Annotated in this window: 18 protein-coding genes; 6 read left to right on the forward strand and 12 right to left on the reverse strand. The window is 79.0% G+C overall.

Annotated features, from left to right (window positions below; all coding sequences use genetic code 11):
• Positions 1-42: 42 nt before the first annotated feature.
• From recD to recC, 3 genes are read right to left on the reverse strand one after another with little or no spacing between them, the layout of a single operon-like run.
• Positions 43-2,016 carry an exodeoxyribonuclease V subunit alpha gene (recD, locus tag MN205_RS08335; RefSeq protein ID WP_242126162.1) on the reverse strand — a complete coding sequence of 658 codons (1,974 nt, stop codon included), beginning with the start codon at positions 2,014-2,016 and terminating at the stop codon, positions 43-45.
• The gene (locus tag MN205_RS08340) at positions 2,013-5,420 is read right to left on the reverse strand and encodes a UvrD-helicase domain-containing protein (RefSeq protein WP_242126164.1); all 3,408 of its coding nucleotides are present in this window, start codon (positions 5,418-5,420) and stop codon (positions 2,013-2,015) included. The genes recD and MN205_RS08340 overlap by 4 nt, the downstream gene beginning before the upstream one ends.
• Positions 5,417-8,821, reverse strand: coding sequence for an exodeoxyribonuclease V subunit gamma (gene recC / locus MN205_RS08345; protein WP_242126166.1), 3,405 nt, complete (start codon positions 8,819-8,821; stop codon positions 5,417-5,419). Before recC ends, MN205_RS08340 begins: the two co-directional genes overlap by 4 nt.
• Before the next feature lie 132 nt (positions 8,822-8,953).
• Between recC and MN205_RS08350 the strand changes: the two genes are divergently transcribed.
• Positions 8,954-9,637 (forward strand): histidine phosphatase family protein, encoded by a 684-nt coding sequence (locus MN205_RS08350; protein WP_242126168.1) that lies wholly within the window; start codon positions 8,954-8,956, stop codon positions 9,635-9,637.
• A 19-nt stretch (positions 9,638-9,656) separates the two neighbouring features.
• Here MN205_RS08350 and MN205_RS08355 read toward each other — a convergent pair whose 3' ends face one another.
• The 6 genes from MN205_RS08355 to MN205_RS08380 form a co-directional block, all read right to left on the reverse strand.
• The gene (locus MN205_RS08355; RefSeq protein WP_242126170.1) at positions 9,657-10,826 is read right to left on the reverse strand and encodes an ATP-grasp domain-containing protein; all 1,170 of its coding nucleotides are present in this window, start codon (positions 10,824-10,826) and stop codon (positions 9,657-9,659) included.
• 112 nt (positions 10,827-10,938) lie between these two features.
• Positions 10,939-12,360 carry a threonine/serine exporter family protein gene (locus MN205_RS08360; protein ID WP_242126172.1) on the reverse strand — a complete coding sequence of 474 codons (1,422 nt, stop codon included), beginning with the start codon at positions 12,358-12,360 and terminating at the stop codon, positions 10,939-10,941.
• Positions 12,361-12,422: 62 nt separating this feature from the next.
• Entirely contained in the window at positions 12,423-12,872 is a 450-nt protein-coding gene (locus tag MN205_RS08365; RefSeq protein WP_242126173.1) for a hypothetical protein, read from the reverse strand.
• Between the two features lie 127 nt (positions 12,873-12,999).
• A complete protein-coding gene (locus MN205_RS08370; RefSeq protein WP_242126175.1) occupies positions 13,000-14,271 on the reverse strand; it encodes a sodium:proton antiporter in 1,272 nt (423 codons plus the stop codon).
• A 35-nt stretch (positions 14,272-14,306) separates the two neighbouring features.
• A complete protein-coding gene (locus MN205_RS08375; RefSeq protein ID WP_242126177.1) occupies positions 14,307-15,011 on the reverse strand; it encodes a hypothetical protein in 705 nt (234 codons plus the stop codon).
• Between the two features lie 110 nt (positions 15,012-15,121).
• The gene (locus MN205_RS08380; RefSeq protein ID WP_242126179.1) at positions 15,122-16,051 is read right to left on the reverse strand and encodes an alpha/beta hydrolase; all 930 of its coding nucleotides are present in this window, start codon (positions 16,049-16,051) and stop codon (positions 15,122-15,124) included.
• A gap of 126 nt (positions 16,052-16,177) precedes the next feature.
• On the opposite strand from MN205_RS08380, the gene MN205_RS21215 reads away from it, so the two are divergent.
• Positions 16,178-16,942 carry an NAD(P)H-binding protein gene (locus MN205_RS21215; protein WP_308220254.1) on the forward strand — a complete coding sequence of 255 codons (765 nt, stop codon included), beginning with the start codon at positions 16,178-16,180 and terminating at the stop codon, positions 16,940-16,942.
• Positions 16,936-17,922, forward strand: a complete 987-nt coding sequence (gene sigJ / locus MN205_RS08395) for an RNA polymerase sigma factor SigJ (RefSeq protein ID WP_308220255.1) — start codon at positions 16,936-16,938, stop codon at positions 17,920-17,922. The genes MN205_RS21215 and sigJ overlap by 7 nt, the downstream gene beginning before the upstream one ends.
• Here the strand turns inward: sigJ and rlmC are convergent.
• Complete coding sequence (gene rlmC, locus MN205_RS08400; RefSeq protein WP_242126181.1) at positions 17,897-19,024, reverse strand: 23S rRNA (uracil(747)-C(5))-methyltransferase RlmC; 1,128 nt, start codon at positions 19,022-19,024, stop codon at positions 17,897-17,899. The two genes, sigJ and rlmC, sit on opposite strands and share 26 nt — an antisense overlap.
• Positions 19,025-19,056: 32 nt before the next feature.
• Entirely contained in the window at positions 19,057-20,403 is a 1,347-nt protein-coding gene (nhaA, locus tag MN205_RS08405) for a Na+/H+ antiporter NhaA (protein ID WP_242126183.1), read from the reverse strand.
• 224 nt (positions 20,404-20,627) lie between these two features.
• Here nhaA and MN205_RS08410 point away from each other — a divergent pair, with 224 nt between their 5' ends.
• The 3 genes from MN205_RS08410 to MN205_RS08420 are packed head-to-tail and all read left to right on the forward strand — an operon-like array spanning position 20,628 to position 24,071.
• On the forward strand, positions 20,628-21,731 hold the full coding sequence (locus MN205_RS08410) for a hypothetical protein (protein WP_242126185.1): 1,104 nt from the start codon (positions 20,628-20,630) through the stop codon (positions 21,729-21,731).
• 8 nt (positions 21,732-21,739) lie between these two features.
• On the forward strand, positions 21,740-23,416 hold the full coding sequence (locus tag MN205_RS08415) for a VWA domain-containing protein (protein ID WP_242126186.1): 1,677 nt from the start codon (positions 21,740-21,742) through the stop codon (positions 23,414-23,416).
• Positions 23,403-24,071 (forward strand): hypothetical protein, encoded by a 669-nt coding sequence (locus tag MN205_RS08420; protein WP_242126189.1) that lies wholly within the window; start codon positions 23,403-23,405, stop codon positions 24,069-24,071. Before MN205_RS08415 ends, MN205_RS08420 begins: the two co-directional genes overlap by 14 nt.
• An 87-nt stretch (positions 24,072-24,158) precedes the next feature.
• On the opposite strand, the gene MN205_RS08425 is transcribed toward MN205_RS08420, so the two are convergent.
• Positions 24,159-24,833, reverse strand: a complete 675-nt coding sequence (locus tag MN205_RS08425) for a histidine phosphatase family protein (RefSeq protein ID WP_242126191.1) — start codon at positions 24,831-24,833, stop codon at positions 24,159-24,161.
• Between the last annotated feature and the right edge of the window lie 86 nt (positions 24,834-24,919).

The raw sequence follows: 24,919 nt of genomic DNA on the forward strand, positions 1-24,919 counted from the left end.
CCCGGGAGGGGGAGCAGGTGAGCGGGTGGGGTGGGCCAGGGGTCAGGGGGCCAGGCGCGCCGCGAGGCCGGTGGCGCGCGCCAGCGGACGCTGCACGGCAGCGGTCACCGCCTCCACCGAGCCCACCACGCGCACCCGGTGCCGGGCGCGGGTCACGGCCGTGTAGAGCATCTCCCGCGTCGCCAGCGGCGAGCGCGCCGGCGCCGCGAGCACCGTGACCGCGCCGAACTGCGAGCCCTGGCTGCGGTGCACCGTCATGGCGTGCACCGGCTCCACCGCCGCCAGCCGCGCCAGCGGCACCAGCAGGGGCCCGTCGCCGCGGCCCACGGCGACCACCAGGTCACCGCCGGACTCCAGCACCACGCCGGTGTCGCCGTTGAAGACGCCCGCCGCCGCGTCGTTCGTGGTGACGATCACCGGCAGACCGACGTACCGGCCGTCCGGGCGCGGTCGCACGCCCAGCTCCTCCACGGCCCACCGGTGCGCCAGGGCGCTGAAGCGCGACACCCCGCGCCCGCCGTGGCGGTGCGCGCACAGCACGCGGTGCGCGTCCAGCGCCAGCAGCGCCGCCGGCACGTCGCCCCCGACGGCGGCACGCACCACGTCCCGCCCGCGCGCGACCACGTCGGCGCGCACCGCCTCCAGCGCGGCACCGGCCACCGGCTCGTCCTCGGCGACCTCGACGAACTCCAGCCCGTCGCCTCCGGCGCGCAGCACGTCCACGACCGCTCCGGCGTCCCCGGCGCGCACGGCACGCGCCAGCTCGGCGATGGGGCCGCCGCTGCTGAAGCGGTGGGTGGTGCGCAGCAGCGCCACCCCGCCCGCGACGGTGCCCGGCCGCCCACCGCCCACCTCGTCGCCCCCGCCCGTCGGTGCCAGGGCGGGGGCGACGAGGTCGGCGAGGACGGCACCGACCTCGACCGACGCCAGCTGGTCGGGGTCGCCCACGAGCACCAGCCGCGCCTGCGGGCGCAGCGCCGCCAGCAGGTGCGCCACCACGCCCAGGCCCACCATGGACGCCTCGTCCACCACGACGACGTCGTGCGGCAGGCGGTGCTCGGCGTCGTAGCGGGCGCGCGTGGACCCCGGCCGCAGCCCCAGCAGCCGGTGCAGGGTGGAGGCGCTCGCCGCGGCGAGGAACGCCGCCTGCCGCTCGCTGAACACCCCGGGCGTGGACGCCGCGGCGGTGACGGCCTCCGTCAGCCGCGCGGCGGCCTTGCCGGTGGGCGCGGCCAGCGCCACCCGCGGCGGGGCGCCGTCGCCGGCGAGGTCGTGCAGCGCCGCCAGCAACCGCGCCACCGTCGTCGTCTTGCCGGTGCCGGGGCCGCCGCCGAGGACGGCCACGCCCGAGCGCAGGCACACCTCCGCCGCGCGCCGCTGGTCGGACGGCTCGTCCTCCCCCGGCCACAACCGGTCGAGCACCTCGCGCACCCGCTGCTCGTCGTGCGCGGGCACCTGCGCGGCGCGGCGGCGCAGGTCGTCGGCGACGGCGAGCTCCAGGCGCCAGTACCGGTCCAGCCACAGCCCGTCGCCCACGACGTGCACCGGTCGCGGCGGCGGGCCCGGGGCACCCGCCGCGCCCTGCGCGCCGGCGGCCGCCGGCGCCTCCTCGTGCACGGTGGTCAGCGCGCTGGCGCGCACCGCCCGCAACCACCCGGCCGGCTCCGGCCAGGGCGCCTCCACGGCGCCGACCGCCCCGGTGTCCTCCTCGTCCTCGGGCACCACCGTCGCCGGCGCCTGCTCCAGGTGCAGCACCACCGACCCGTGCCGCACGGCCCGCACCGCCAGCGCCACCGCCAGCAGGACCCGCTCGTCGTCCTCCCCGGTGACGGCGCCCAGCCGGCGGGCGACGTGGACGTCGGCGGCGCGCAGCAGCCCCAGCGCGTTGAACTCGCGCAGCAGGCCGCCGGCGCTGCGCACCCGGGTGGCGGCGCGCTCGGCGGCGGGCACCTCCCCGGGAGCCGCACCGGCGGTGGTCGGGGTGGTGGTGGGGGTGCCGGTGGTCGGTGCGCTCATCGGGGCCTCCCGGCCAGCAGGTCGGACACGTCGGTGACCAGCGCCGGCGGCGGGCACCACGACCACACCCCCGGCGGCGCACCGGGAGCCCCGTCCGGTCCGGTCGCGGCGGGCACGTCGGGGCCGCACATGCCGCGCAGGAACAGGTAGAGCACCCCGCCCAGGTGCACGGCGGGGTCGTAGCCGGGCTGGCGCCAGCGCAGGAAGCGGTGCAGCGCCACGCAGTACAGCAGCGCCTGCAGCGGGTAGTGCGCCTCCCGGACGGCGTCGTCGAGGGCCTCGCGGCGGTAGTGCCAGGCGGTCAGCGCCTCCCCCGGCCCGGCGAGGCGGTTCGTCTTGTAGTCCACGACGAGGTGCGCGGGGCCGCCCGGGCCCCGGCGGCGCAGCACGGCGTCGATGGAGCCGGTGAGGTAGCCGCGCAGCACCTGCCCGCCGAGGGCCGGCTCGGCCAGCGCGTCGGCGTAGGGGTGCACGGGGTCGTCCGGGTCCAGGTGCCGGCGCAGCAGGTCCGCCACCTGCCCCAGCAGGGCCCCGTCACCGTCGCCGGCGCGGTCCCCGCCGCCCAGGGGCAGCTCGAAGTCCAGCTCGGCGAGGCGGTCGGGCACCGCGAAGCCCTCCAGGGCCGCACCGCCGGCGAGCGGCCCCAGGGGCGTGCGCAGCACCGGGTCCAGGGCGGCCGCCAGCGGCTCGGCCAGCGCGCCGGCGAACTGCTCGCGCGCCAGGGCCGCCAGGTGGGCGGGGCGGTCCGGCGCGGCCGGGTCGAAGTCCTCCAGCACGGCGTGCACGAGGGTGCCGAAGCCGGCGCCGGCGGGCAGGTCCGCCAGCGGGGACGGCACCTCGCGCCAGCGGCGCAGCACCGGGTCCGCGGGCTCACCCGCGCCGGCGGCCACGCCCTCCAGGTCCACCTCGTCCACCGTGCCCGGTGCCTCCGGGCCGGTGCGCACCAGCGGCGCCTCGTGCACGTCGCGCGTCAGCCCGCTGTAGGAGGTGCGCCGCCACAGGGCGTCGACGCGGCCGCCGAACACGGCCGGCGGCAGCAGCGCGGCCGGCGCGGCGGGTGGCGGTGCGGCCGGGGCGGCGCCGTCGTCGCCCGCGCGCTCCAGTCGCACCCCGGTGCCGGTGCCGTCCAGCCGCCGCAGGTGGGCGAGCGCGTCCGCCTCCGGCGGCACCGGCACCGCCGGCGGCAGCGCGCGGGCGTCGGGGGCGAACAGCAGCCGGTGCAGGGGGCTCTCGGCGGTGCACCGGGACGGCGCCCACCACACCAGCAGCCGTGAGACGGCGCGCGTGAGCGCCACGTACAGCAGCCGCAGCTCCTCCCCGGCGCACTCGGCGTCGGCCGCGGCGCAGGCCGCCGCGTAACCGGGGCTGCCGGTGCCGCCGACGTGCAGGGTGCGCACCGCGCCGGTGCCCGCCGGTGCACCGGCCGGTGCGTGCGCCACCGGCAGGCGCTCGCGGCGGGCGGGGCCGGGGCCGGGCACGTCCCAGCCGAACGGCACGCACACCACCTCGAACTCCAGCCCCTTGCTGGTGTGGACCGTGGCGACCTGCACCGCGGCGCGGTCGGTGTCCAGGCGGCGCGAGCGCTCCGCGCCGACGTCGCCGTCCGCCTCGTCGACCCGCGCCCGCAGCCACGCCAGCAGGCCCGCCGGGCCGCGCCCGTGCTCGGCGGCCTCGGCGTGCAGCACCTCGCACACGTGCCGCAGGTCGGTCAGGCGACGCTCCCCGCCGGAGGTGCCCAGCAGCCGCGCGGGCAGGGCGTGCTCCTCGGCGACGGCGGCGAACAGCCCGGCCACGCCGCGCTCGGCGAGCACCGCCGCCCAGGTGCGCAGCCGCACGGCGGCGGCGTCGGTGGCGCGCTCGCCGCCGGCGTCGAGCTCCTCCGCGGTGGAACCCACGAACGCCGACAGGACCAGGCGGCGAACCCGCGCCGTGCGGTGCGGCTGCTCCAGCGCCTCCAGCAGCACCAGCCAGTCCCGCGCCGCCTCGCTGCCGAAGACGCTGGGCCCGCGGCTGAGCACGCACGGCAGGCCCGCCCGCTGCAGCGCCTCCTGCACCAGCCGCGCCTGGGTGCGGGTGCGCACCAGGACGGCGACGTCCCCAGCGGCCAGCGGCCGCCCGCCCGTCTCCTCCCCCGCCCCGTCGCGGGGCCGCACCCGCAGCCCCGAGCCCAGCACGGAGGCGACCTGCGCGGCGACGTCGGCGGCGACCGCGGAGCGCGCCCGCGCCAGCAGGGGAAGCCCGCCGCGGTCGGTGGGCAGATCCGCGCGCGGCAGCACCCGCAGCCGCACCGGCGCGGGGTCCTCCCGCCCGGCCGCGTCGACCAGCGCGGCGCGCTCGTGCGCCGGGCGCACCTCGTGCACCACGATCCCCTCCTCGCCGAGGGCCGCACCGCGCAGCAGCTCCTGCACGCCGTGCACGACGGCCGGGTCGCTGCGGCGGTTCACGTCGAGGGTGGCGCGCTGCGCGGCGGCGTCGCGGGCGGCGAGGTAGCTGCGCACGTCGGCGCCGCGGAAGGCGTAGATGGCCTGCTTGGGGTCGCCCACGAGCACCAGCGGCCGCACCCCGTGGAACGCCAGGCGCAGCACGTCCCACTGCACGGCGTCGGTGTCCTGGAACTCGTCGACGAGCACCAGCCGGTACCGCTCGCGCAGCCGGGCGCACGCCACCGGCCCGGTGACGGGGTCGGCCAGCGCGTCGCGCAACCGCACCAGCAGGTCGTCGAAGCCGAGCACCCGCCGCGCCGCCTTGCGGCGGGCCACCTCGGCGCGCACCGCGGTGGCGAACCGCACCCGCAGGTCCTCCGGGGTGCCCGGGGCACGCTCGGCCGGTTCCAGGCGCGCGTCGGCGCGGGCCACGGCCTGGCGCGCCACCCGCAGCGCGCACGCGCGGTCGAAGGGCAGCTCCTGGCGCACCGCCCAGCGCAGGTGGAGGTCGTCGCAGACCTCCTCGACGAGGTCGGAGAGGTCCTCCACGAGCGCCGCCCCCGGGTCGGCGTCGGCGGCGGTGCCCAGGCCGGTGAGCACCTGCTGGCAGAAGCCGTGCACGGTGGTGATCGTGGCGGCGTCGAAGGACGCCAGCGCCGCGGCCAGCAGCTCCCGGCGTCGGCGCACCGCGCCGGGGTCGCCGCCGGCGAGGTGGCGCACCACCTCGTCGCCGTGCTCGACGGCCGCCGGGTCGGCCAGCGCGTCGCGGGTGCGCACCAGGCGCTCGCGCACGCGGCTGCGCAGCTCCCCGGTGGCGGCACGGCCGAACGTGACGACGAGGAGGTCCTCCACGCGGGCCGCGCCCTCGGCGACGTAGCGGGTGACGAGCCCGGCGACGGCGTGGGTCTTGCCGGTGCCGGCGCTGGCCTCCAGCACGGTGGTGCCGGTGGGGAGGGGCCCGGTGGCCTCGAAGGCGCTCACGCGTCCTCCCGGTGGCGGGCGGCCAGCAGCGGCTGCCACACGCGGCGGGCGAGCTCGGCGAAGGACGCGGGGGTGCCCGGCGGCGCCCCGGGCGGCGGGGACCAGGACAGCAGGTCAGCGGTGGTGGCACCGGCCCCCCACAGCAGCCGGTGCTCCTCCTCGGCGTCCTCGCGGGGCCAGTCCCAGCCGGACTCCCACTCGCGGGCCGCGGCGGCGGCGCAGTTCTGCGGGTTCACCCCGCGCGCGGCGGCCGACGCCCAGGCCGCGCCGGTGGCCACCGGCAGCGGCAGCGGCAGGCGCAGGCCGGTGCGGCGCAGGGCCAGCAGGTCCGCCAGCGCCGCACGCGCCGCCTCCGGCGCCACCGGCCCCAGGCGGACGACGGCGGTGCTGCCGCGCTCGCCGCGCCCGACGACGACAGCGGCGCGGGGGGCGTCGGGCTCGGCGAGGGTGAGGGCCAGGACCTCCACCCACGCGCGCAGCTCCTGGCGGGCCTTCAGCCGCGAGTACGTGACGGTGACCGCGGCGGCCCGCGGGCCGCCACCGACGGCGCGCACCCCGCGCACCACCCCGGTGAGCCGGGTGCCGTCCACCTCCACGTCGACCTCGGCGGTGCGGGCGGGGGCGGCCGTCCACGGGCCGGCCGCCGCCGCCAGCTGCTCGACGCGGCCGCCGACGCGGCGCAGAACGCGGGTGCCGAGCAGCCCGGGCGGCACCTCGCCGCGGGCGGCCTCGCGGCGGGCGACGTCGGCGGCGGGCACGCCCGCCAGTCGGGCGGCCAGGCAGCGGTCGCCGACCGCCCACTCGGCCAGGCCGTCCAGCTCCACCGGCAGGGCGTCGGCGGGCTCCTCGGGACGGGTGTCGGCGGCCACGTCGAGGCGCTGGCGCAGGAACCCGCGGGCGGGGTGCTGCCAGAAGCGCACGAGCGCGTCGAGGTCCACGTCCGGCGCGGGGGGCGGCTCGGGCAGGGCGCGCTCGAGGAACGGCGCGGGCGGGCGGGCCGGGGCCGCGGCGGCCGCGGCCCCGGCGTGGGCGGTGGTGTCGAAGCTGAACGCGCCATCGCGGCCCAGCGCGCCGGGGGTGAAGTTGCGCGCGTCGGTGGGCTGCAGCGGGTGCTGGACGAGGACGCGGTCGCGCACGCGGCCGGTGCCGGGCGCGGCGAGGACGTCCAGGGCGTCCAGCAGCTCCCCGACGGGCACGGACGGCGGCAGCGCGGCGCCGGTGCGCACGTCGCGGCCGGCGTACGTGACGAGGAGGTGGTCGCCGGCGGCGAGGACGGCGTCGAGGAACGCCTGCCGGTCCTCCCCGCGCGGGTCGGGGTCGCCGACGTGCGGGGCGCGGGCCAGGGGGTCGTCGCCGTCGGCGGCGGCGGCGCGGGGGAAGACGTCGTCGTCGAGCCCGAGCAGGCACACCACGCGGTGCGGCACCGCCGGCAGCGCCCCGGGCGCGCACACGGTCATCGCGCCGGTGCGGAAGGGCACCCGCACGCCCCGCGCCTCGAAGCGCGCCGTCAGCAGGGCCGCGGCGTCGGCCGCGCCGACGGCACCGGCGCCGGCGCGGGCGGCGCGCTCGCGGACCCGGCCCAGCTCGGCGCGAAGCTGCGACTCCCACCAGGCGGCGTCGGCGGGTGCGGCGCCGAGGTCGAGCGTGCTCTCCAGCAGGGCGTCGCACCACCGCTCGACCGGCTGGGGCCCGCTGAGCCGCTCCACCGCGGCGCCCAGCCGGTCCAGCAGCTCGGCGAGGCGGCCGGCGAGGTCGACGCGGCTGGACTCCACGTCGGCCAGCGGCACGACGGGGTCCTCCGGGCCCTGGGCGGGCAGCAGGTCCCCGCCCAGGGCGACCCCGGCCAGGACGCGGTCCAGCCCGGCCCGCCAGGACCCCTGCCGCACCTGCTCCAGCCGCCAGGCGCGCCGGTGCTCGGGCCCCAGGCCCCAGTGGACGCCGGCCTGGACGGCCCAGTCGCGCAGCTGCTCCAGCTCCTCGTCGTCGAAGCCGAAGCGCTCGCGCACCGGCTCGGCGGCGGCCAGGTCCAGCACCTCGGTGGCGGTGACCCGGCCGGTGGAGAGCTCGAGCAGGTGGGCGGCGAGCGCCAGCACCGGGTTGGCGCGCAGCGGGGAGCTGCCGGCCACGGCCACGCGCAGCGCGGCGCCCGGGTGGCTGTCGGTGGCGAAGACGGCGCTGACGACGGGGGCGTAGGCGTCCACGTCGGGGCACACCACGAGCACGTCGCGCGGCTGCAGGGTGGGGTCGGCGTCGAGGAGGCCGAGGACCGCCTCGCGCAGCACCTCCACCTGCCGGGTGCGGCCGTGGCAGGCGTGCACCTGCACGGAGCGGTCGCCCGGGTCCAGGGGGGCCTCGACGGGCGCGGGGTCGTCCTCGGCGAGGGCGTGCTGCAGGCGCCGCAGCAGGGTGCGCGGCCCCTGCGCCGCGGGCGGCGCGGGCGGGGCGTGCAGCACGTCGGCGTGGCCGGGGGCGAGGGTGGCCAGCCGCACCTGCAGCTCGCGCGAGCGGCGCGTCAGCGAGCGCAGCAGCGGGTGCCGCACGGCGCGCCCGGCCCGCTCCTCCCACTCCTCGCGCCGCGGGTCGGGGTCGGCGGTGAGCGGCGCCAGCGCGTCCCACGACCGCGGGGACGGGTGCGGCAGCCACACGTGCACCTCGCGGTGCTCGGCGAGGGCGGCCAGGACCGCGAGGTGGGCGGTGGCGAGCGGGGCGACGGCGAGCACCCCCAGGCGCGCGGGCACCCCCGGCAGCGGCGCCCCGGCGCGCAGCAGGCCGCACGCCTCGTCCAGCAGCTCCGCGGGTGCGGGGGCGCCGACGCGTTCGCGCACGCGCCGGTGCACCTCCGGCCACCAGCGCAGGTCGGGCGGCAGGTCCGCGGCCGCCTCCGGGTCCTCGGCCCAGCGGGCCGGCAGCTCGGGGCGGGCGGCGGCGCAGCGGTGCAGCAGGGCCGCCAGGCGGGTGGCGACACCGGCGCGGCCCGCGCGGGCGGGGCCGTCGCCGTCGTCGGGCCGCAGGTGGTGGCGCAGCACGGCGAGCGGGTCACCGGGCCCGGTGGCGGGTTCGGCGGCGACGCCGTCGAGGACGCGCAGCAGGTGCCAGGGCAGGGCGTCGGCGTCCCAGGCGGTGAGGGACTCCGCGTGCCGGGGCCCGAGCGCGGCGACCACCTCGTCGAGGAGCTCGGCGGGGCGGCGCAGGTCCACGCGGGCGCACACGCCGTCGTCGCCGGCGGCGGAGGCGCCCAGGCGGTGCGAGAGGCGCTGCGCGAGCCAGCGCTCGGTGCCGGGCGCCCCGACGGCCAGCAGCTCGGGGGCGAAGGGGTCGGCCCCGTCGGCGGGCACCGCGAGGTGGTCCGCGAGCGCCTCCAGGAGGGCGTCGGCGCTGGTGGACCGGTGGACGTGGAGCACACGCCCTGTCTACCCGACGGCTCCGACGCGCCCGGCCCGCCCCGGGTCGCGGGCGGGGCGCGGGGTGCGCGAGGGTGCGCGAGGATGCGGCGCGGCCGGAGCTCCCGGCCGGAGGGACGGGACGGAGGCGCGGTGGCGGGCACGACGGACGGCGGGGATGCGGCGGGCGCGGCGGCGGGGACGACGTTCCTGCTGGCGCGGCACGGGGCCACGGAGCACACGGCGCAGGGGCGCCTGAGCGGCTGCACGGGGGCGAACCCGCCGCTGTCGGAGGTGGGCCGGGAGCAGGCGCGGCGGCTGGCCGCGGCGCTGCGCACCGCCGGCGGGGCCGACGCGCTGGTGTGCAGCCCGGTGCTGCGGGCGCGGCAGACCGCCGAGGAGGTCGCGGCCGCGCTGGGCCTGCCGCTGCGGGTGGAGGACGACCTGCGCGAGATCGACTTCGGCGACTGGGAGGGCCTGACCCCGGCCGAGGTGGACCGCCGCTGGCCGGGCGCGCAGCCGGCGTGGCGGCGGCAGAGCGAGCAGGCGCCGCCCGGCGGGGAGTCGGTGGAGGCCGTCGGGGAGCGGGTGGCGCGGGTGCGCGAGCGCCTGGCCGCCGAGCACCCGGGCGCTCGGGTGCTGCTGGTCAGCCACATGTACCCGGTGAAGCTGACGGTCGTGGACGCGCTGGGGGTGCCCAGGGTGGTGATGCACCGCATGCACGTGGACCCCACGGGCGTGGCCGAGGTGCGGGCCCTGCCGGCGGGCGACCCGCGCGGACCGTGGCTGGTGGTGCGGCACAACGACGCCGCCCACCTGCGCGACGCCCGCCCCTGACCCCCGGCGCGGCGGGCGCTCAGGTGGCGGGCGCCTCCACCGGTGCGGCGGCGGTGCGCGGGCGGACCGGCAGCCCGGCGCGCAGGCGGGCCAGCGCCGGGCCGGGGTCGCGCAGCGCGGCGACGCTGTGCCGGGCCCCGGGCGCCGCGGCCAGGGTGGCGGCGAGGTCGCCGACCAGGCCCCCGCGCCGCTCGGTCAGCGCCCGGCGCACGTCCGCGCTGCCCCACTGGTAGCGCACGCCCGGCCGGGCGCGCACCGGGCGCGGGGAGCGGCCGAGGGCGACCTCGCCCCACACCGCGGGCAGGTTCGCGCCGGCGGCCACCGCCAGCGACATCGAGCCGTAGAAGCGGGCGTTGAGGTCGATGAGCCGCGCGGGCCCGCCGGGCTCGGCGACGTACTGCAGCTCCGCCAGGCCGATCAGGTCCAGGGACGCCAGCAGGGCCCGCGCCCGGGCGGCCAGCTCCTCGTCGACGTCGACGGTGACGGCGCGGGCGCTGGCCCCGGCGAGCGGCGGCCAGATGCGCTCGGCGCGCTGCATCGACTCGGCGACCACGCCGTCCGGGCCGCGCACGACGGCGTAGGCGGTGAGGGTGCCGGGGTGGAGCACCTGCACCTCCGCCTCGCCGCCGAGGGCGCGGATCTGCGCGACGCGCCCGGCGACGGCGGTGCGGCCGGTGACGACGGTGGTGTCGATGCGCGGCGGGGAACCGGCCACGTCGGGGCGGGCGTGCCGCTGCGCCTTGACGACGCAGGCGGTGCGCTCGTCGGGCACGTCGGTGGCGTCGAGGACGTCGGGCACCGCGATGCCGGCCGCCGCCGCGGCGCGCGAGAGCTCCGCCTTGTCCATCGCGCGCAGCAGCTGCTCGTGCGGGCCGTGGGGGACGACCGCCCCGGCGGCGGTGACGACGTCGCGGGCGGCGGACAGGGCGGTGACCTCCGCCTCACCGGCGCCGAAGACGACGTCGTAGCGACCGTCGCGCGCGATCGCGGCGACGGCGTCCACGAACGCGCCGACGGGGTGCAGGGCCGGGACGCGGTGGTGGGCGGAGCAGGCCCGGGAGGAGGCGGCCAGGCCCCCGCCGGGGCCGGTGGGGGTGGCCACGCCCACGGTCCACCCGGCGGCGGCCAGCGCCCGGGCGGCGGCCAGCGCCCCCCTGCTCCAGCCCTGCTCGACGATCAGCGCCCGCAACCCGGTCCTCCTGTGCGTCCTGTCCGCGGGCGCTCCCGCGGCGCCCCGCGCCAGCCTGCCGGGGCGTGGTCGCGCCCGCGATCCGGTGCGTGCCGGGCGGCCGGTGCCCGGGTCAGAACCGCCGGTTCAGGGAGCGGCTGCGGACCCGGCGCTCGACGCGGTCGAACTCGCGGCGCAGCGGGGTGGAGAGGAACTCCCCGAGCGTGACGCCGGCGGCCAGGGCGAGGGCGGTGCCGAGGGCCTGGACGAGCAGCGCCAGCCCGGCGGAGGTGCCGCCGCCGACGAGCGTGAAGATCGCGCGGTAGATCGCCAGGCCGGGCAGCAGCGGCACGATGCCGCAGACGGAGACCACCAGCCCGGGCACCCGCCAGCGCCAGGCGGTGCCCTCGGCGAGCAGGCCGACGAGCAGGGCGGCCAGGCCGGCGGCCGTGATGGGCCCGGCGCCGGCGGCGAGGGCGGCGGCGGAGACGGCGGCGGCGGTGCCGCCGGCGACGGCGGCCAGCGCGATGGCGCGGGCGTCGGCGTAGCCGGACACGGCCCACGCCAGGGCGGCGGCGGCGCCGGCGAGCACCTGCACGAGCGCGGGGGGCGTCTCGGTGGGCGCGAACGTGAGGTTCAGGGTGATGCCGGCTCGCTGGCCGATGTCGAGGACGCCGGCGATGCCGAGGACCAGGGCGACCGTCAGGGTGACCGTCTCGAAGGCGCGGGCTCCGGCGGTGACGTAGAAACCGGAGATGGCGTCCTCGGCGGAGCCGACGAGGGACAACCCGGCCAGCAGCACGACGATGCCGGAACCGACCACGAGGGACGGCGGCAGCACGCCGACCCAGTCGGGCAGGTGCTCCTGCCACAGCAGCAGCGCCAGCGCGACGCAGGTGGCCAGCGCGGCGCCTGCGACCTGCTGGAAGAACGCGGGCAGCCCGCGGCGGTTGAGCGCGAACAGCAGCGCCTGCAGGGCGGCGGTGGTGGCGGCCGCGGCGACCGCGACGGGCCAACCGCCGCCGAGCACGACGGCCACGGACACCGCCAGGCCGACGGCGCCGAGGGAGGCGACGGCGCCGCGGTAGGGGCGCCGGGAGCTCAGCAGCCGCTTGAGGCGGGCGTCGAGCTCGGCGGGCTCGAGCCCCTCGCCGGCCTCGTGGGCGAGCTCGTAGAGGGCGGACAGGCGCGAGTAGTCGGTGGCGCGCGCCTGCACGACGCGCACGTCCGTGAGGGGGAAGCCGTCGGCGCCGACGGTGGCGATGACGACGGCGGTGAAGGTGATGTCGACCTGCGTGCGGTGCAGGCCGGCGCCGGCGGCGGCGCGCAGCGTCAGGGCGGCGACGTCGGCGGCGGAGGCGCCGCAGGACAGCAGCGCCTCGGCCATCCGGGTCAGGGCGCGCAGCGCCTCCAGCGCCTGGTGCTGCTGGACGACGACGTCGTCGGCGGGGTCGGTGACCGGGGCGGGCACGTGCCCGGCGAGTCGGCCGGCCAGGCGGGCGAACCCGCTGCGGACCGTCCCGGGCAGCGCGCGTCCGGGGAGCAGCAGGGGCACGCCCCGACGCTACCCGCTCGCGGCCCCCCTCCTCGCCCCTCCCCCGCCCCGCGGGGATCGGGTCAGCAGAGCAGGGCGAGGTCGGCGGCCACGGGGGCGGGGGCCTCCTCGCAGCCGACGCCCGCGGTGCCGAGGGACACGACGGCCCAGGCCTCCCCGGTGCGGTGCAGCACGACGGTGGCGGGGTCCAGGGCCGTCGGGTCGGCCGGGGCCAGCTCGGCGGCGGCCCAGGCCGGGTCGCTCGCGGCGGTGCGCACCCGCGTGACGGCGTAGGCCTCGGCGGGCACGGCGGCGACCTGCGAGCCGGCCCGCACGGCGGCGGCGACCTCGGCGGCCACCTGCACGGGGACCTGCGGGGTGGCGTGCGCGACGAGCTGCGCACCGGCCCCGGTGGAGCCACCGGCGGGTGCGGCGGGCCCGGCAGCTCCCGAGGGCACGGCCGCGGCCAGCAGCGCGAGGGCACCGGCCGCGGGGAGGGTCGCGGCCAGGGCGGTGCGGCGGGTGCGGGTCACGGTGCCTCCTCGCGCGCGGCGCGCGGTGCGGGACCCTCCCGCGTCGCGGCTGCGCACTGGTGTGACGCGCGCGGCGGCGTTCCCGTTGCACGGGGGCGGGCACCGGCACAGCTCCCGCACGGCTTCCTCACACGTGGGTGCGGGCGATGTCCGCGGACCCGCGCGAGCGCGCCCGCAGCAGCCGCCGCGCGTCCAGGCGCTGGACGACGGGTGCGGCGGTGGCGCCGTGCACCACGACGGACAGCGCGATGGTGAACCCGACCGCCGCCCACAGCGGACCGGCGGGGAACTCGCCCTCCGCCAGGGCCCACGACAGGTAGAACAGCGAGCCGATGCCGCGCACGCCGTAGACGCCGATGACCCACCGCTCGCGGGGCCCGGCCCGGGTGCCGAGCAGGCTCAGCCACCCCACCAGCGGGCGGATCACGAGCACCAGCAGCACCCCGGTGAGGGCGAGCTGCCAGGTGAGGTCGCGCAGCAGCCCGTCGGACAGCGCGGCGCCCAGCAGCAGCAGGAGCCAGGCGGTGAGCATCCGCTCGACCTGCTCGACGAAGCCGTGGGCGACGCGGTGGGCGCCGTGGGAGCGCTCCGCGGAGCGGATGGCGTGGGCGGCGACGAACACGGCCACGAACCCGTAGCCGTGCAGCATCTCGGTGACCCCGTAGGCGAGGAAGGTCACGGCCAGGGCGGTGAAGCCCTCCACGTCGTCGGCCAGCCGCAGCGCGTGCAGCCGGGAGCGGAAGAACAGCGCACCGAGCACGCGGCCGATCACCAGGCCGCTGACCAGGCCGACGACGCTGCGCAGCAGCAGGTCCTCCAGCGCCCAGCCGCCCAGCGCCGTGGCCGTGGCGCCGGCGGTGGCGAGCACGACGGCGAGGTGCACGACGGGGAAGGTGGCGCCGTCGTTGAGGCCCGCCTCGCTGGTGAGGGCGAAGCGCACCTCGTCCTCGGTGGTCGGGTCGTCGGCGGGCTCCCCGACCTGCACGTCGCTGGCCAGCACCGGGTCGGTGGGGGCCAGCACCGCCCCGAGCAGGACGGCGGCGGCCAGCGGCAGCCCGGCCAGGGCGCTGCCGGTGAGCGCGACGAGCGCGATGGTCAGCGGCATGGCGATGGCGACCAGCCGCCAGGTGCTGGCCCACCGCCGCCAGCCGAAGGGGCGGTCGATGGCCAGCCCCGCCCCCATCAGCGAGATGATCACCACGATCTCGGTGACGTGCTCGGTGATGGACTCGTGGGCCATCGGGTCCACGGGGGGCAGCCCCGGGACCAGGCCGAGGAGGACGCCGAGGGCCAGGAAGGCCATCGGCAGGTTGACGGGCAGGCGTTCGATGACGCGCGGCAGGAGGGCGGCGAGCAGCGCGCTGGCGCCCGCGATCGTGAACAGGAGCGCGTAGAGCAAGGGGACCTCGGGTCAGCGGGTGCGAGCCGGGTGCGTCAGCGCCCGAGACCCGCCCGGTCCACGCGGCGGTGGAAGCGCATGCCCGCCAGGCCGCCGAGGATCGCGCCGACGAGGGCGACGACGACGGCGCCGATGAGCGTCAGGACGGACTCGGCGGTCAGCGACCCGAGGTCGGCGGGGACGCGCGGGAAGCTGTTGAGCTGGCCGAGGACGTCGTAGGCGTCACCCGCGACGGCGGCGAGGATCGCGATGACGACCGCGACGACGATCGCCCACGCCCAGACGGCCACGCCCTGCTTGGCGCCGTTGAACCGGGCCATGCGGCCGGCGACGTACCCGCCGCAGAAGTAGGCGACGAACAGCACGACGAGCAGCGCGATCGCCCCGGCCAGGCCGATGGCGGCGGCGTTGCCCTGCGCCTGGTCCGCGATGGTGCCGACGGCGTCGGCCGGGGTGCCGCTGGTGGTGGCCAGGCCGATCGCGGTGCCGGTGGCGGCGACGAGGGCGGTGAGCAGCACGGCGGTGCCGGTGGCGGTGAGCCAGCCGAAGAACGCGGAGCCGACCTTGACGCCGCCGAAGGCGTTCTTCTCGCGCTCCACGACGTCCTTGCGGTTCAGCGTCGGGCCGTGCTCGACCGCGAGGCGGTCGGGGGCGGTGTCCTGCTCGGCCGGCCTGCCGAGGGGGCGGGCGCCGTCGCGGGGGGCGTCGGCGGCGTGCGATCCGTCGCTCGGGGTGCTCACGATGGCCTCCAGGGTTCTCCTCGCCACCGGGACGCCCGGCGCCCTCCGAGTGTCACCGCGGTCCAGGGCCCCGGCCACTCGAAGCGCCCGAGGTGGTGCGCCCCGGCCGGTCACCGGGTGCCGAGCAGCTCCCCCAGGTCGCGGCACAGCTGCCGGGCGGCGCGGTCCGCGGCGACGGACACCGGCCCCATGCCGAGGAAGCCGTGGACGAGGTCGTCGTAGCGGCGCAGCACCACCCGCACGCCGTCCGCGGCCAGCGCCTCGGCGTAGGCGACGCCCTCGTCGCGCAGCGGGTCGAAGCCGGCGACGCCGACGACGGCGGGCGGCTGCCCGGCCAGGGACGGCGCGTCCAGCGGCGCGAACCGCACGTCGGTGGGGTCGCCGCGGTAGTGCCCGCCGAACCAGCGCAGGGCATCGGCGTCCAGCACGGGCGCGGAGGCGTTCTCCCGCACCGAGGGGAACTCCCGCCCGCCACTGACGGCGGGGTAGACGAGCAGCTGCGCGGCCAGCCCCTCCCCCGCGGGCGACTGCGCGGCCACCGCGGCGAGGTTGCCGCCGGCGCTGTCCCCGGCGACGGCCACGCGGTCCGGGTCGCCGCCCAGCGCGGCGGCGTTCTCGCGCACCCAGCCGGTGGCGCTGACGGCGTCGTCGGGGGCGGCGGGGAACGGGTGCTCGGGGGCGAGGCGGTAGGCGACGGAGACGACGAGCGCGCCGGACTCGGCGGCGAGCGTGCGCGCCTGCCCGTCGTGGGTGTCCAGGTCGCCGGTGACCCAGCCGCCGCCGTGGAAGAACACCACCACGGGCGGGGCGCCGTCGCCCCCCTCAGGCCGGTACAGGCGGGCGGGCAGCTCCCCGGCGGCACCGGGCACGGTGGTGTCCTCCACGGCGGCGACCGGCCCCCACCAGGCGGGGTCCACGCCGGCGCCGGTGAGGCTGCCGCCGCTGCGCACCTGCGCGGGGGTCAGCGCGCTCAGCGGGGGCAGCCCCGCGGCGGCGATGCGCTGCACGGCCTGGGCGATCTGCGGGTCCAGCTGCGTCACGGGTGCTCCGTCCGCTCGGGCGCCCGGCCGGCGCCGACCGCGCCCCAGTGTGCGGGCGCGGCCCGGGGTCCGCCCGGCGGGGCGCCGTGTCACACCCGGCCGCCGCACCTCGTCCTGGGGGTGTCGGTGGGACGAGGAGCGGAGGCGGACGTGCGGGTGGCGGTGGCCGGCGGGACCGGCGTGGTGGGGCGGCTGGTGGTCGCCGAACTGGTGGGGGCCGGCGTGGAGGCGGTGCCGCTGGCGCGTTCGCGCGGGGTGGACCTGGTGTCCGGGCGGGGGCTGGAGGAGGCGTTGCGCGGCGCCGACGCGGTCGTGGACGTCTCCAGCACGGCGAGCGCGAGCGCGCGGGGGTCGGTGCGCTTCTTCGGCGCCGCCACGGCCAACCTGCTGTCGGCCGCCGACCGGGCCGGCACCGGGCACGTGGTGGTGCTCTCGGTGGTCGGCGCCGACCGCGTCGACCTGGGTCACTACCTGGGCAAGCGCTGCCAGGAGGAGCTGCTGGCGGCCGGGCCGGTGCCGTGGACACTGCTGCGCGCCACACAGTTCCACGAGTTCGCGCAGCAGCTGCTGGGCCGGGTCCCGGGCCCGCTGGCGCCCGTGCCGGTGGCGCCGTACCGGCCGGTGGCGGCGCGGGAGGTCGCCGCCCACCTGGCCGGGCTCGCGCGGCGGCCGGCGGCGGGGGTGGTGCCGCCGATCGCCGGTCCGGAGGTGCTGCGGCTGCCGGACGCGGCGCGCCGGGTGCTGGCGGCGGGCGGCCGTCGCCGCCTCGTCGTGCCGGTGCGGGTGCCGGGCCGCGCGGGCCGGGCCCTCGCCGCCGGTGCGCTGCTGCCGGAGGGTCCGCACGTCACCGGTACCGTCACGCTCGCCGAGCACCTGGAGGAGCCGTGCTGACGCCGCACCGCGACGACACCACCGGGGAGACCACCGGGGAGACCACCGGGGCGCGCGCCGAGGAGCTCGCCCGGCGGTGGGTGCGGCAGCGCGGCAGGCTCGTCGGCGTCGCCTACGCGGTGCTGGGCTCGCGCGCGGAGGCCGAGGACGTCGTCGCCGACTGCTGGCTGCGCCTGGTGGGCGCCGACGCCGCGGAGCGGGTGCGGGACGTGGAGGCGTGGGCGACGGTCGCGGTGGCCCGCCGGGCGCTGGACGTGCTGCGCTCGGCGCGCTCGCGCCGGGAGAGCTACGTCGGGCCGTGGCTGCCCGAGCCGCTGCTGACCGGCGCGGCGGCGGGCGACCCCGCGGACCGGGTCACCCTGGACGAGCGGGTGAGCTACGCCCTCGCGGTGGTGCTGGAGACCCTCACGCCCGCCGAGCGCACGGCGTGGGTGCTCCACGAGCTGTTCGGGGTGCCCTTCGCCGAGGTGGCGCGCGTGGTGGGGCGCAGCCCGGCGGCGGTGCGGCAGCTGGCCAGCCGCGCCCGCGCCCGCGTCGCCGCCGGCGCCGCCCGCCTCGAGGTGGACCCCGCCGAGCACCGCCGGGTGACCGCCGCGTTCCTGGCGGCGGCGGCCGGAGGGGACCTCGGGGCGCTGCTGGCGCTGCTGGACCCGGCCGTGGTGCTGACCAGCGACGGCGGCGGCGTCGTGAGCGCCGCGCGGCGCAGCGTGCACGGCGCCGACCGGGTGGGCCGGTTCCTGGTGGGCCTGGCGGGCAAGCGCCTGGTGGGGGCGACCGCCCGGGTCGTGGAGGTCAACGGCGGCGCGGGCTTCGCGGTGGAGGGCCCGTCCGGGACGGTGCTCGTCGGGGTGCTGGGGGTGACCGCGGGCACCGTGCGGCGCGTCGACCTCGTCCTCAACCCCGCCAAGCTGCCCCCGGCGGCGCCCGGGGCCCGGGGGTCCGAGCCCGGGGGTCTCAGCCCGCGCGCTCCAGGAGCGTGACGACCTCGACGTGCGAGGTCTGCGGGAACATGTCCAGCACCCGTGCCCGCACCGGCCGCAGCGACGGCATCGCGGCGAGGTCGGCGGCGAGCGTGACGGGGTTGCAGCTGGAGTAGACGACGTGGCGGGCCCCGGAGCGCTCCAGCCACTCGCGCAGGTCGGCGCCGATCCCCCGCCGCGGCGGGTTGACGACCACGAGGTCGGGCGCCTCGTCCGCCTCGAGGGCGAAGCGGGTGGCGTCGCCGGCGAGGAACCGCACGTCGCGCAGGCCGGCGGTGCGGGCGGAGGCGCGGGCGCTGCGCACGGCCTCCTCGCTGACCTCCACCCCCAGGACGCGGCGACCGGGGGCCGCGCAGCGCAGCGCGAAACCGCCGACGCCGCAGTACAGGTCCCACAGGGTGGCGGGGGCGACCTCGTCGACCCACTCGGCGACCTGCGCGTACAGCGCCTCGGCGACGGCGGAGTTCGTCTGGAAGAAGCTCTGCGGCCGCAGGTCCATCCCCACCCCGCCCAGCCGCATCCGCAGCGCGGTGCGCTCGGTGAGGGGGACCTCCATGTCGCCCTCCACGACGGCCTTGTGCTCGGGCAGCAGGTTGGCGGTGACGACGACGGCGTTCGGCAGCTCGCGCAGCAGGCGCGGCAGCTCCCGGCGCATCGCGGCGACCGGTCCGCGGGAGCGCACGACGAACCGGACCATGAGCTCGCCGTCGGGCGACTCGGTGACGAGGACGTTCTTCAGCTCCCCGCGCCGGCGGGGCACGTCGTACGGCTCCAGCCCGGCGCGGGAGATGAAGCGGGCGAGGACCGGCAGGGCGGCGCGCACGCCCGGCGTGCACACGCCGCAGCGGCGCAGGTCCACGCCGCGCCCGGCGGCGTCGAGGATGCCGAGGGTGGGGCGGCGGGCGGTGCCGCCCACCACCATCTTCGCCTTGTTGCGGTACCCGGACTCGGCGCTGCGCACCGCGGGCAGCCACTGCAGCTGCGGCTGCTCACCCAGCAGCTCGCGGCAGCGCTCCTCCTTGCCGGCGACCTGCCGCGGGTACGGCACACCCATGAGGGTGCACGAGCGGCACGCGCCGGCGTCGAGGTAGGAGCACTGCACGGTCTCCCAGGGTAGGTGGCCGCGCGGGGCCCTCAGCCCCGCTCGCCGGACTGCCCGCGCTGGTACACGTCCGGGATGCCGTCGGCGTCGGCGTCGACCCGCTCGGCCTCCTCGATGCGCCGGTAGGCGCGGTTGCGGCTGCTGAGGAGCACCGCGGCCAGCACGGCCGCGGCCGTGGAGCCGAGCAGGACGCCGAGGGTGACGTGCTGGCCGGCCTCGGTGCCCTCGCCGAAGGCCAGGGAGCCGATGAGCAGCGAGACGGTGAAGCCCATGCCGGCGAGGATCCCCACGCCGACCACGTCGACCCAGGACAGCTGCTCGTCCAGCTCAGCGCTGGTGAGCTTGGCCATCAGGAAGGTGGTCAGGACGATGCCGACGGGCTTGCCGACGACGAGCCCGAGGATGACGCCGAGCGCGACCGGGTCGCCGAGGGCGTCGACGAAGCCGGAGGCGCCCTCGATCGCCACGCCGGCCGCGAAGAGCGCGAAGACGGGCACGGCGAACCCGGCGGACAGCGGCCGCCAGCGGTGCTCGAAGTGCTCGGCGAGGCCCGGGCCGGCGTCCGGACCGCCGGCGGCCTCGCTGCGCAGCACCGGCACCGACAGGCCCAGCAGCACGCCGGCGACGGTGGCGTGCACGCCGGAGGCGTGCACCAGGCCCCACGTCAGCAGCGCCAGGGGGATCAGCAGCCACGGCGAGCGGACGCGCTTCTGCACGGCGAACGCGAACAGCGCCAGCGGCACGAGCGCCAGCAGCAGCGGCAGCGGGGCGAGGTCGTCGGTGTAGAAGATCGCGATGACGGTGATGGCGAGGAGGTCGTCCACCACCGCGAGGGTCAGCAGGAAGGTGCGCAGCCCGGAGGGCAGGTGGCTGCCGATGACGGCGAGGACGCCCAGGGCGAAGGCGATGTCGGTGGCGGTGGGGATCGCCCACCCGGACAGGGCGCCCTCGGGCCCGTCGCCCAGGGAGTTCACCAGCACGTAGACCCCGGCGGGCACGGCCATGCCGCCGACCGCGGCCGCGATCGGCAGGGCGGCGGCGCGCGGGTTGCGCAGGTCGCCGGCGACGAACTCGCGCTTGAGCTCCAGGCCGGCGATGAAGAAGAAGATCGCCAGCAGCCCGTCGGCGGCCCAGTGCTCGACGGACAGGTCCAGGTGCAGGGCCTCGGGGCCGAAGTGGAACTGGCGCACCGACTCGTAGGTGTCGCCGGGCAGGTTCGCCCACACCAGCGCCAGCGCGGTGGCGATCAGCAGCAGCGCCCCGCCGACGGTCTCGGTGCGCAGGACCTCCGCGATGCGGCGCGCCTCGGGCCAGGAGCCGTACCCGAACAGGGGCGTGCGGCGGCGGGCTTCGTCTCGGGTGGGCGGGTTGTGCGTCACGGGCCGAGTCTCTCCAGGGGTCGCTGACGGGATCGCCGACCAGACTTCCCGGCACACCTGGCGACCACCCTAACGGCCGCCCCCGTGCCGCGCCCGTGCCGCGCCCTCGCGCGAGGACGGGCCGCGTTCCCCGTCCGTTCACCCGCGCCTCGCCCGCGCGCCGCCCGCGGCTCCTACGGTGCTGCCGTGGACGCCCCCCGCAGGAACCGGAGGCGCGGACCCCGGTGAGGAAGCTCGTCGGCGCCGCCCTGGCGGTGCTCCTGGTCGCGGCCGTCGCGGCGCTGTTCGTCCTGGACCGCCGCAGCGGCTCGGCCGACGCCGCGGCGGGGCCGGTGACCACCCTGCGCGGGGTGATCGGCTCGGAGAAGGAGGCCTTCTTCGACGACCCGCGCGTGCGCGAGGCGCTGTCCGCGCACGGCCTGGCCGTCGAGGTCGACACCGCCGGCAGCCGGCAGATCGCCACCGACGTCGACCTGGGCGGCTACGACTTCGCGTTCCCCTCCTCCGCCCCGGCGGCGCAGCGGATCGCCGAGGGCACCGGCGCGACCTCCGTCTCCTCGCCGTTCTGGTCGCCGATGGTCGTGGCCACCCACGAGCCGGTGGTCCAGCTGCTGGCCCGCAACGGCGCCGCCTCCCGGGACGCCGGCGGGGTGTGGCACCTGGACCTGGCGGCGTACCTGGCGATGGTGCGCGAGGGAACCCGCTGGGACGAGCTGGAGGGGGCGGCGCAGCTGTACGACTCCCCGCGCGCGGTGCTCATCACCTCCACCGACGTGCGCACCTCCAACTCCGCCGCGATGTACCTGGCGGACGCCGCCTGGGTCCTCAACGGCGGCGGCGTGGTGACCACGCGCGAGCAGCAGGAGGCGGTGCTGCCGCAGCTGTCGCACCTGTTCCTGGCGCAGGGGTTCTCGGCCGCTTCCTCGGACGAGCCGTTCGGCGACTACCTGTCCCAGGGCGCCGGGGCGCTGCCGCTGGTGATGGCCTACGAGGCGCAGTTCGTCGGGGAGGCCGCACGGGGGGACGGCTCGCGGCTCGGACCGGACGCGGTGCTGGCCTACCCGGACCCGACGGTGGCCTCCAAGCACACCCTCGTCGCCCTGGACCCCGGCGCCGAGCGCCTGGCGGAGCTGCTGGCCACCGACCCGGACCTGACCGCGCTGGCCGCCGAGCACGGGTTCCGCACCGGGGACGGCTCGGTGCTGGCGGGCGTCGCCGCGCAGCACGGCGTCGCGGTGCAGCAGTCCCTGACCGACGTGGCCGACCCGCCCTCGTTCGGGGTGCTGGAGGCCCTGATCGACGCCGTCGCCGCGGGCTACGGCGAGTGAGGAGGACCGTGCGGACGAGCGGGCGGACGAGGGGGCGGACGAGGGGGCGGACGAGCACGCGCAGCACCCCCCGCCGCGGCGCGCTGGCCGGGCTGGCCGCCCTGGCCGCCGCGGTCCTGCTGGCCGGGTGCACGTCCGACCCGGCGAGCGGCGCCGAGGACGCGGCCACGCCCACCGGCCCGCGCGCGGACGTCCTGCGCGTGCTGGCCGGCTCGGAGCTGCGCGACGTCGAGCCGGTGCTGACCGGTGTCGCCGAGCGCACCGGCGTGCGGGTGGAGCTGACGTACACCGGGACGCTGGAGGGCACCCGGCTCGTCGCGGACGGCGGCGCCGCCGGCTACGACGCCACCTGGTTCCCCTCGAACGACCACCTGGCGCTGCTGGACGGCGGCCGCGCGGCCGTCGCCCGCTCCGAGGACGTCATGTCCTCGCCGGTGGCCCTCGGCGTGGCGCGCGCGACGGCGGTCGAGCTGGGCTGGGTGGGCCGCTCGCCCACGTGGGCGGAGGTCGTCGACGCCGCCGACGACGGCCGGCTGCGCTACGGCATGACCTCACCGGTCTCCTCCAACAGCGGTTTCGCCACGCTGGTGGGCGCCGCCACCGCGCTGTCCGGCACGGGCACCGTGCTGGCCGAGCAGGACGTGGCGGCCGTGGCCGGGCAACTGCGGCGCCTGGCCCGCGGGCACGCGCTGACCGCGGGCTCCACCGGGTTCCTGGTGGAGCGGTTCACCGCGGACCCGCGGGGCGTGAACGCCCTGTTCGGGTACGAGTCGGTGCTGCGCCCGCTGCGCGCCGGCGGGGAACCGCTGGACGTCCTCACCCCCTCCGACGGCACCCTGACCGCCGAGTACCCCCTGACGCTGCTGCGCTCGGCGGGCGAGGAGCAGGGCCGCGCCTACGACGCGGTCGTGGCCGACCTGCTGAGCGAGCCGGTGCAGCGCGAGCTGGCCGCCACCGGCCGGCGCACCACCGCCGGGGGCCCGGCGGCCGCGACCGACGTCTACGAGCTGCCCTTCCCCAACCGCCTGAGCACGGTGCGGGCGCTGCTGAGCGCCTACCAGAGCGAGATCAAGAAGCCCTCGGACGTGGTGTTCGCCGTGGACACCTCCGGTTCGATGGACGGCGAGCGGCTGACGCAGCTGCAGGGCGCGCTGGCCGCCCTCACCGTGCCCGACGGCGACGCGGGCGGTGCACCGGGCGAGGGCCTGCTCGCCTTCCAGGCCCGCGAGAACGTCCGCTACGTGGAGTTCGCGGACGCGGTGAAGTCCCGCGGGACGTTCGCGGTGGACCCGGCCGACCGCGCCGGCAGCCTGGCCCGGATCCGGGAGTGGACCGCCTCCCTGCGCGCGCGGGGCGGCACCGCGATCCACGACTCGCTGCGCGTGGCGTACGAGGAGGCGCTGTCGGTCCTGGAGGCCGACCCGGAGCGCTTCGTGAGCGTCACGCTGTTCACCGACGGGGAGAACACCGACGGGGGCACCCTGGCGGACTTCCGCGCCTGGCACGGCCGGCAGGCCGCGGCGGGGCGGCCGGTCGCCTCCGTCCCCACCTTCGTCATCGTCTTCGGCGAGGCGGACCCGGCCGAGATGGCCGAGCTGGCGGCGCTGACCGGCGGCGAGACGTTCGCCGCCGGGGGCGCCGCGGACCTCGCCGGCGTCTTCGAGGAGATCCGTGGCTACCAGTGACCGCCCCGCCCGCGCCCGCCTGGACGCGCTGGGCAGCACCGCCCACCTCGCCGGCAGCGGCGCGGGCCTGCTGGCCCTGCTGGGCGGCTTCGCCGCCACCCAGCACCCGCTGGTGGCGGTGGGCACCTGCGCGGTCGGCTACCTGTCCGGCTACCTGCTGTGCCCGGGGCGCTCGCGGCCGTCGGCAGCTCCCGGGCCCGGGGCACCGGCTCCGGCGGGGACGGCCGCGGTGCACGCCGCCGTCGAGGCGGGCGAGCGCGCGCTGCGCTCACCCGGGGTGCCGGCGGACGTGGTGCGCGCCGGCCGTCACGTCCTGGACACCGTGGCGGAGGTGCTGCCGCGCTGGCAGCGGCTGGACGCCCTCTCCCCCGACGCCCGCACGGTGGAGACCGTCGCGGGCGAGCACCTGCCCGGTGTGGTCACCGCGTACCTGAGCGCCGCGGGCGGCAGCGGCGCGAGCGGCGCGGAGCGGGCGCGGACCGAGGCGCTGGAGCAGCTGGCCCTGCTGCAGCGCGCCGTCCACGACGTGCGCGAGCGCCTGCAGCGGCGGGCGGAGCAGGACCTGGCCGTCCACGGGGCGTTCCTGCGCGACAAGTTCGACCGCGGCGCGCTGGACCTGGGTCCGGCGCAGGAGCCGAGCGAGCGGCTCGGCTGACCCGCCGGCCCCCTCCCGGACCCCGAGGTGGTCCCGCGCGGTCGAGGGGTCGCGCGTGCGAGGTCACCCGAGGTGACCGCGGAACGCTCAGAACACCGAGCCGGGCTCCCCCGCGGGGCCGGCACCGGCCGCGTCCGCCTGCGCGGGCTCGACGGCGGCGCCCATCCACGTCTCGCACGTCCACCCGCCGTCGCCGTCGCCGCGCAGGTCCACGACGCCGGTGTTCAGCAGGCCGGTGCTCAGCACGAAGCGGGGCGGCAGCCCGCGGGCGCGGACGGCCGCCCACGCGCGGATCGCGGCGCCGTGGCTGACGACGGCCAGCGTGGCGGTGCCGGCGTCGCGGGCGCGGGCGGCGGCCGCGGCGATCGCCGCGTCGTAGCGGGCGAAGAAGGCGTTCCCGTCCGGCGCGCCGGGCAGCGCGGCGTCCAGGTCGCCGCCGACCCAGGCGGTCACGACGGCGAAGTAGCGCGCGACGGCCTCCTCGTCGCCGCGCATCTCCAGCTCGCCGGCCTCGATCTCGCGCAGGCCGGCGTCGACGGCCACGTCGAGGCCGAGGTGGGCGGCCAGCGGCGCGGCGGTCAGCCGGGCGCGCAGCTGCGAGGAGGCGGTGACGGCGCCGATCCCCTCGGGGCCGAGGGTGTCCACCAGGGACCGGGCCTGCTCCTCGCCCAGCTCGGTCAGCCCGGGTCCGGGCACGCCGGTGTCGAGGAGGTGACGGACGTTGGACGGGGTCTGGCCGTGGCGGACGAGCAGGAGGCGCACACCCTCACCTTGCCACCCGCGCCGGGCCGCCCGCCGTCGCGGGTCCCCCGGCGGGCCGGGCGGACCCGCGGCGAGGGGTGCGGGGT

Source organism: Kineococcus sp. TRM81007 (assembly GCF_022669155.1).
In the GTDB taxonomy this organism is placed as follows: domain Bacteria; phylum Actinomycetota; class Actinomycetes; order Actinomycetales; family Kineococcaceae; genus Kineococcus.

Excerpts from the sequence above, each read along its gene's own strand:
- recD (WP_242126162.1), bottom strand. The coding sequence starts at position 2,016 with ATGAGCGCACCGACCACCGGCACCCCCACCACCACCCCGACCACCGCC.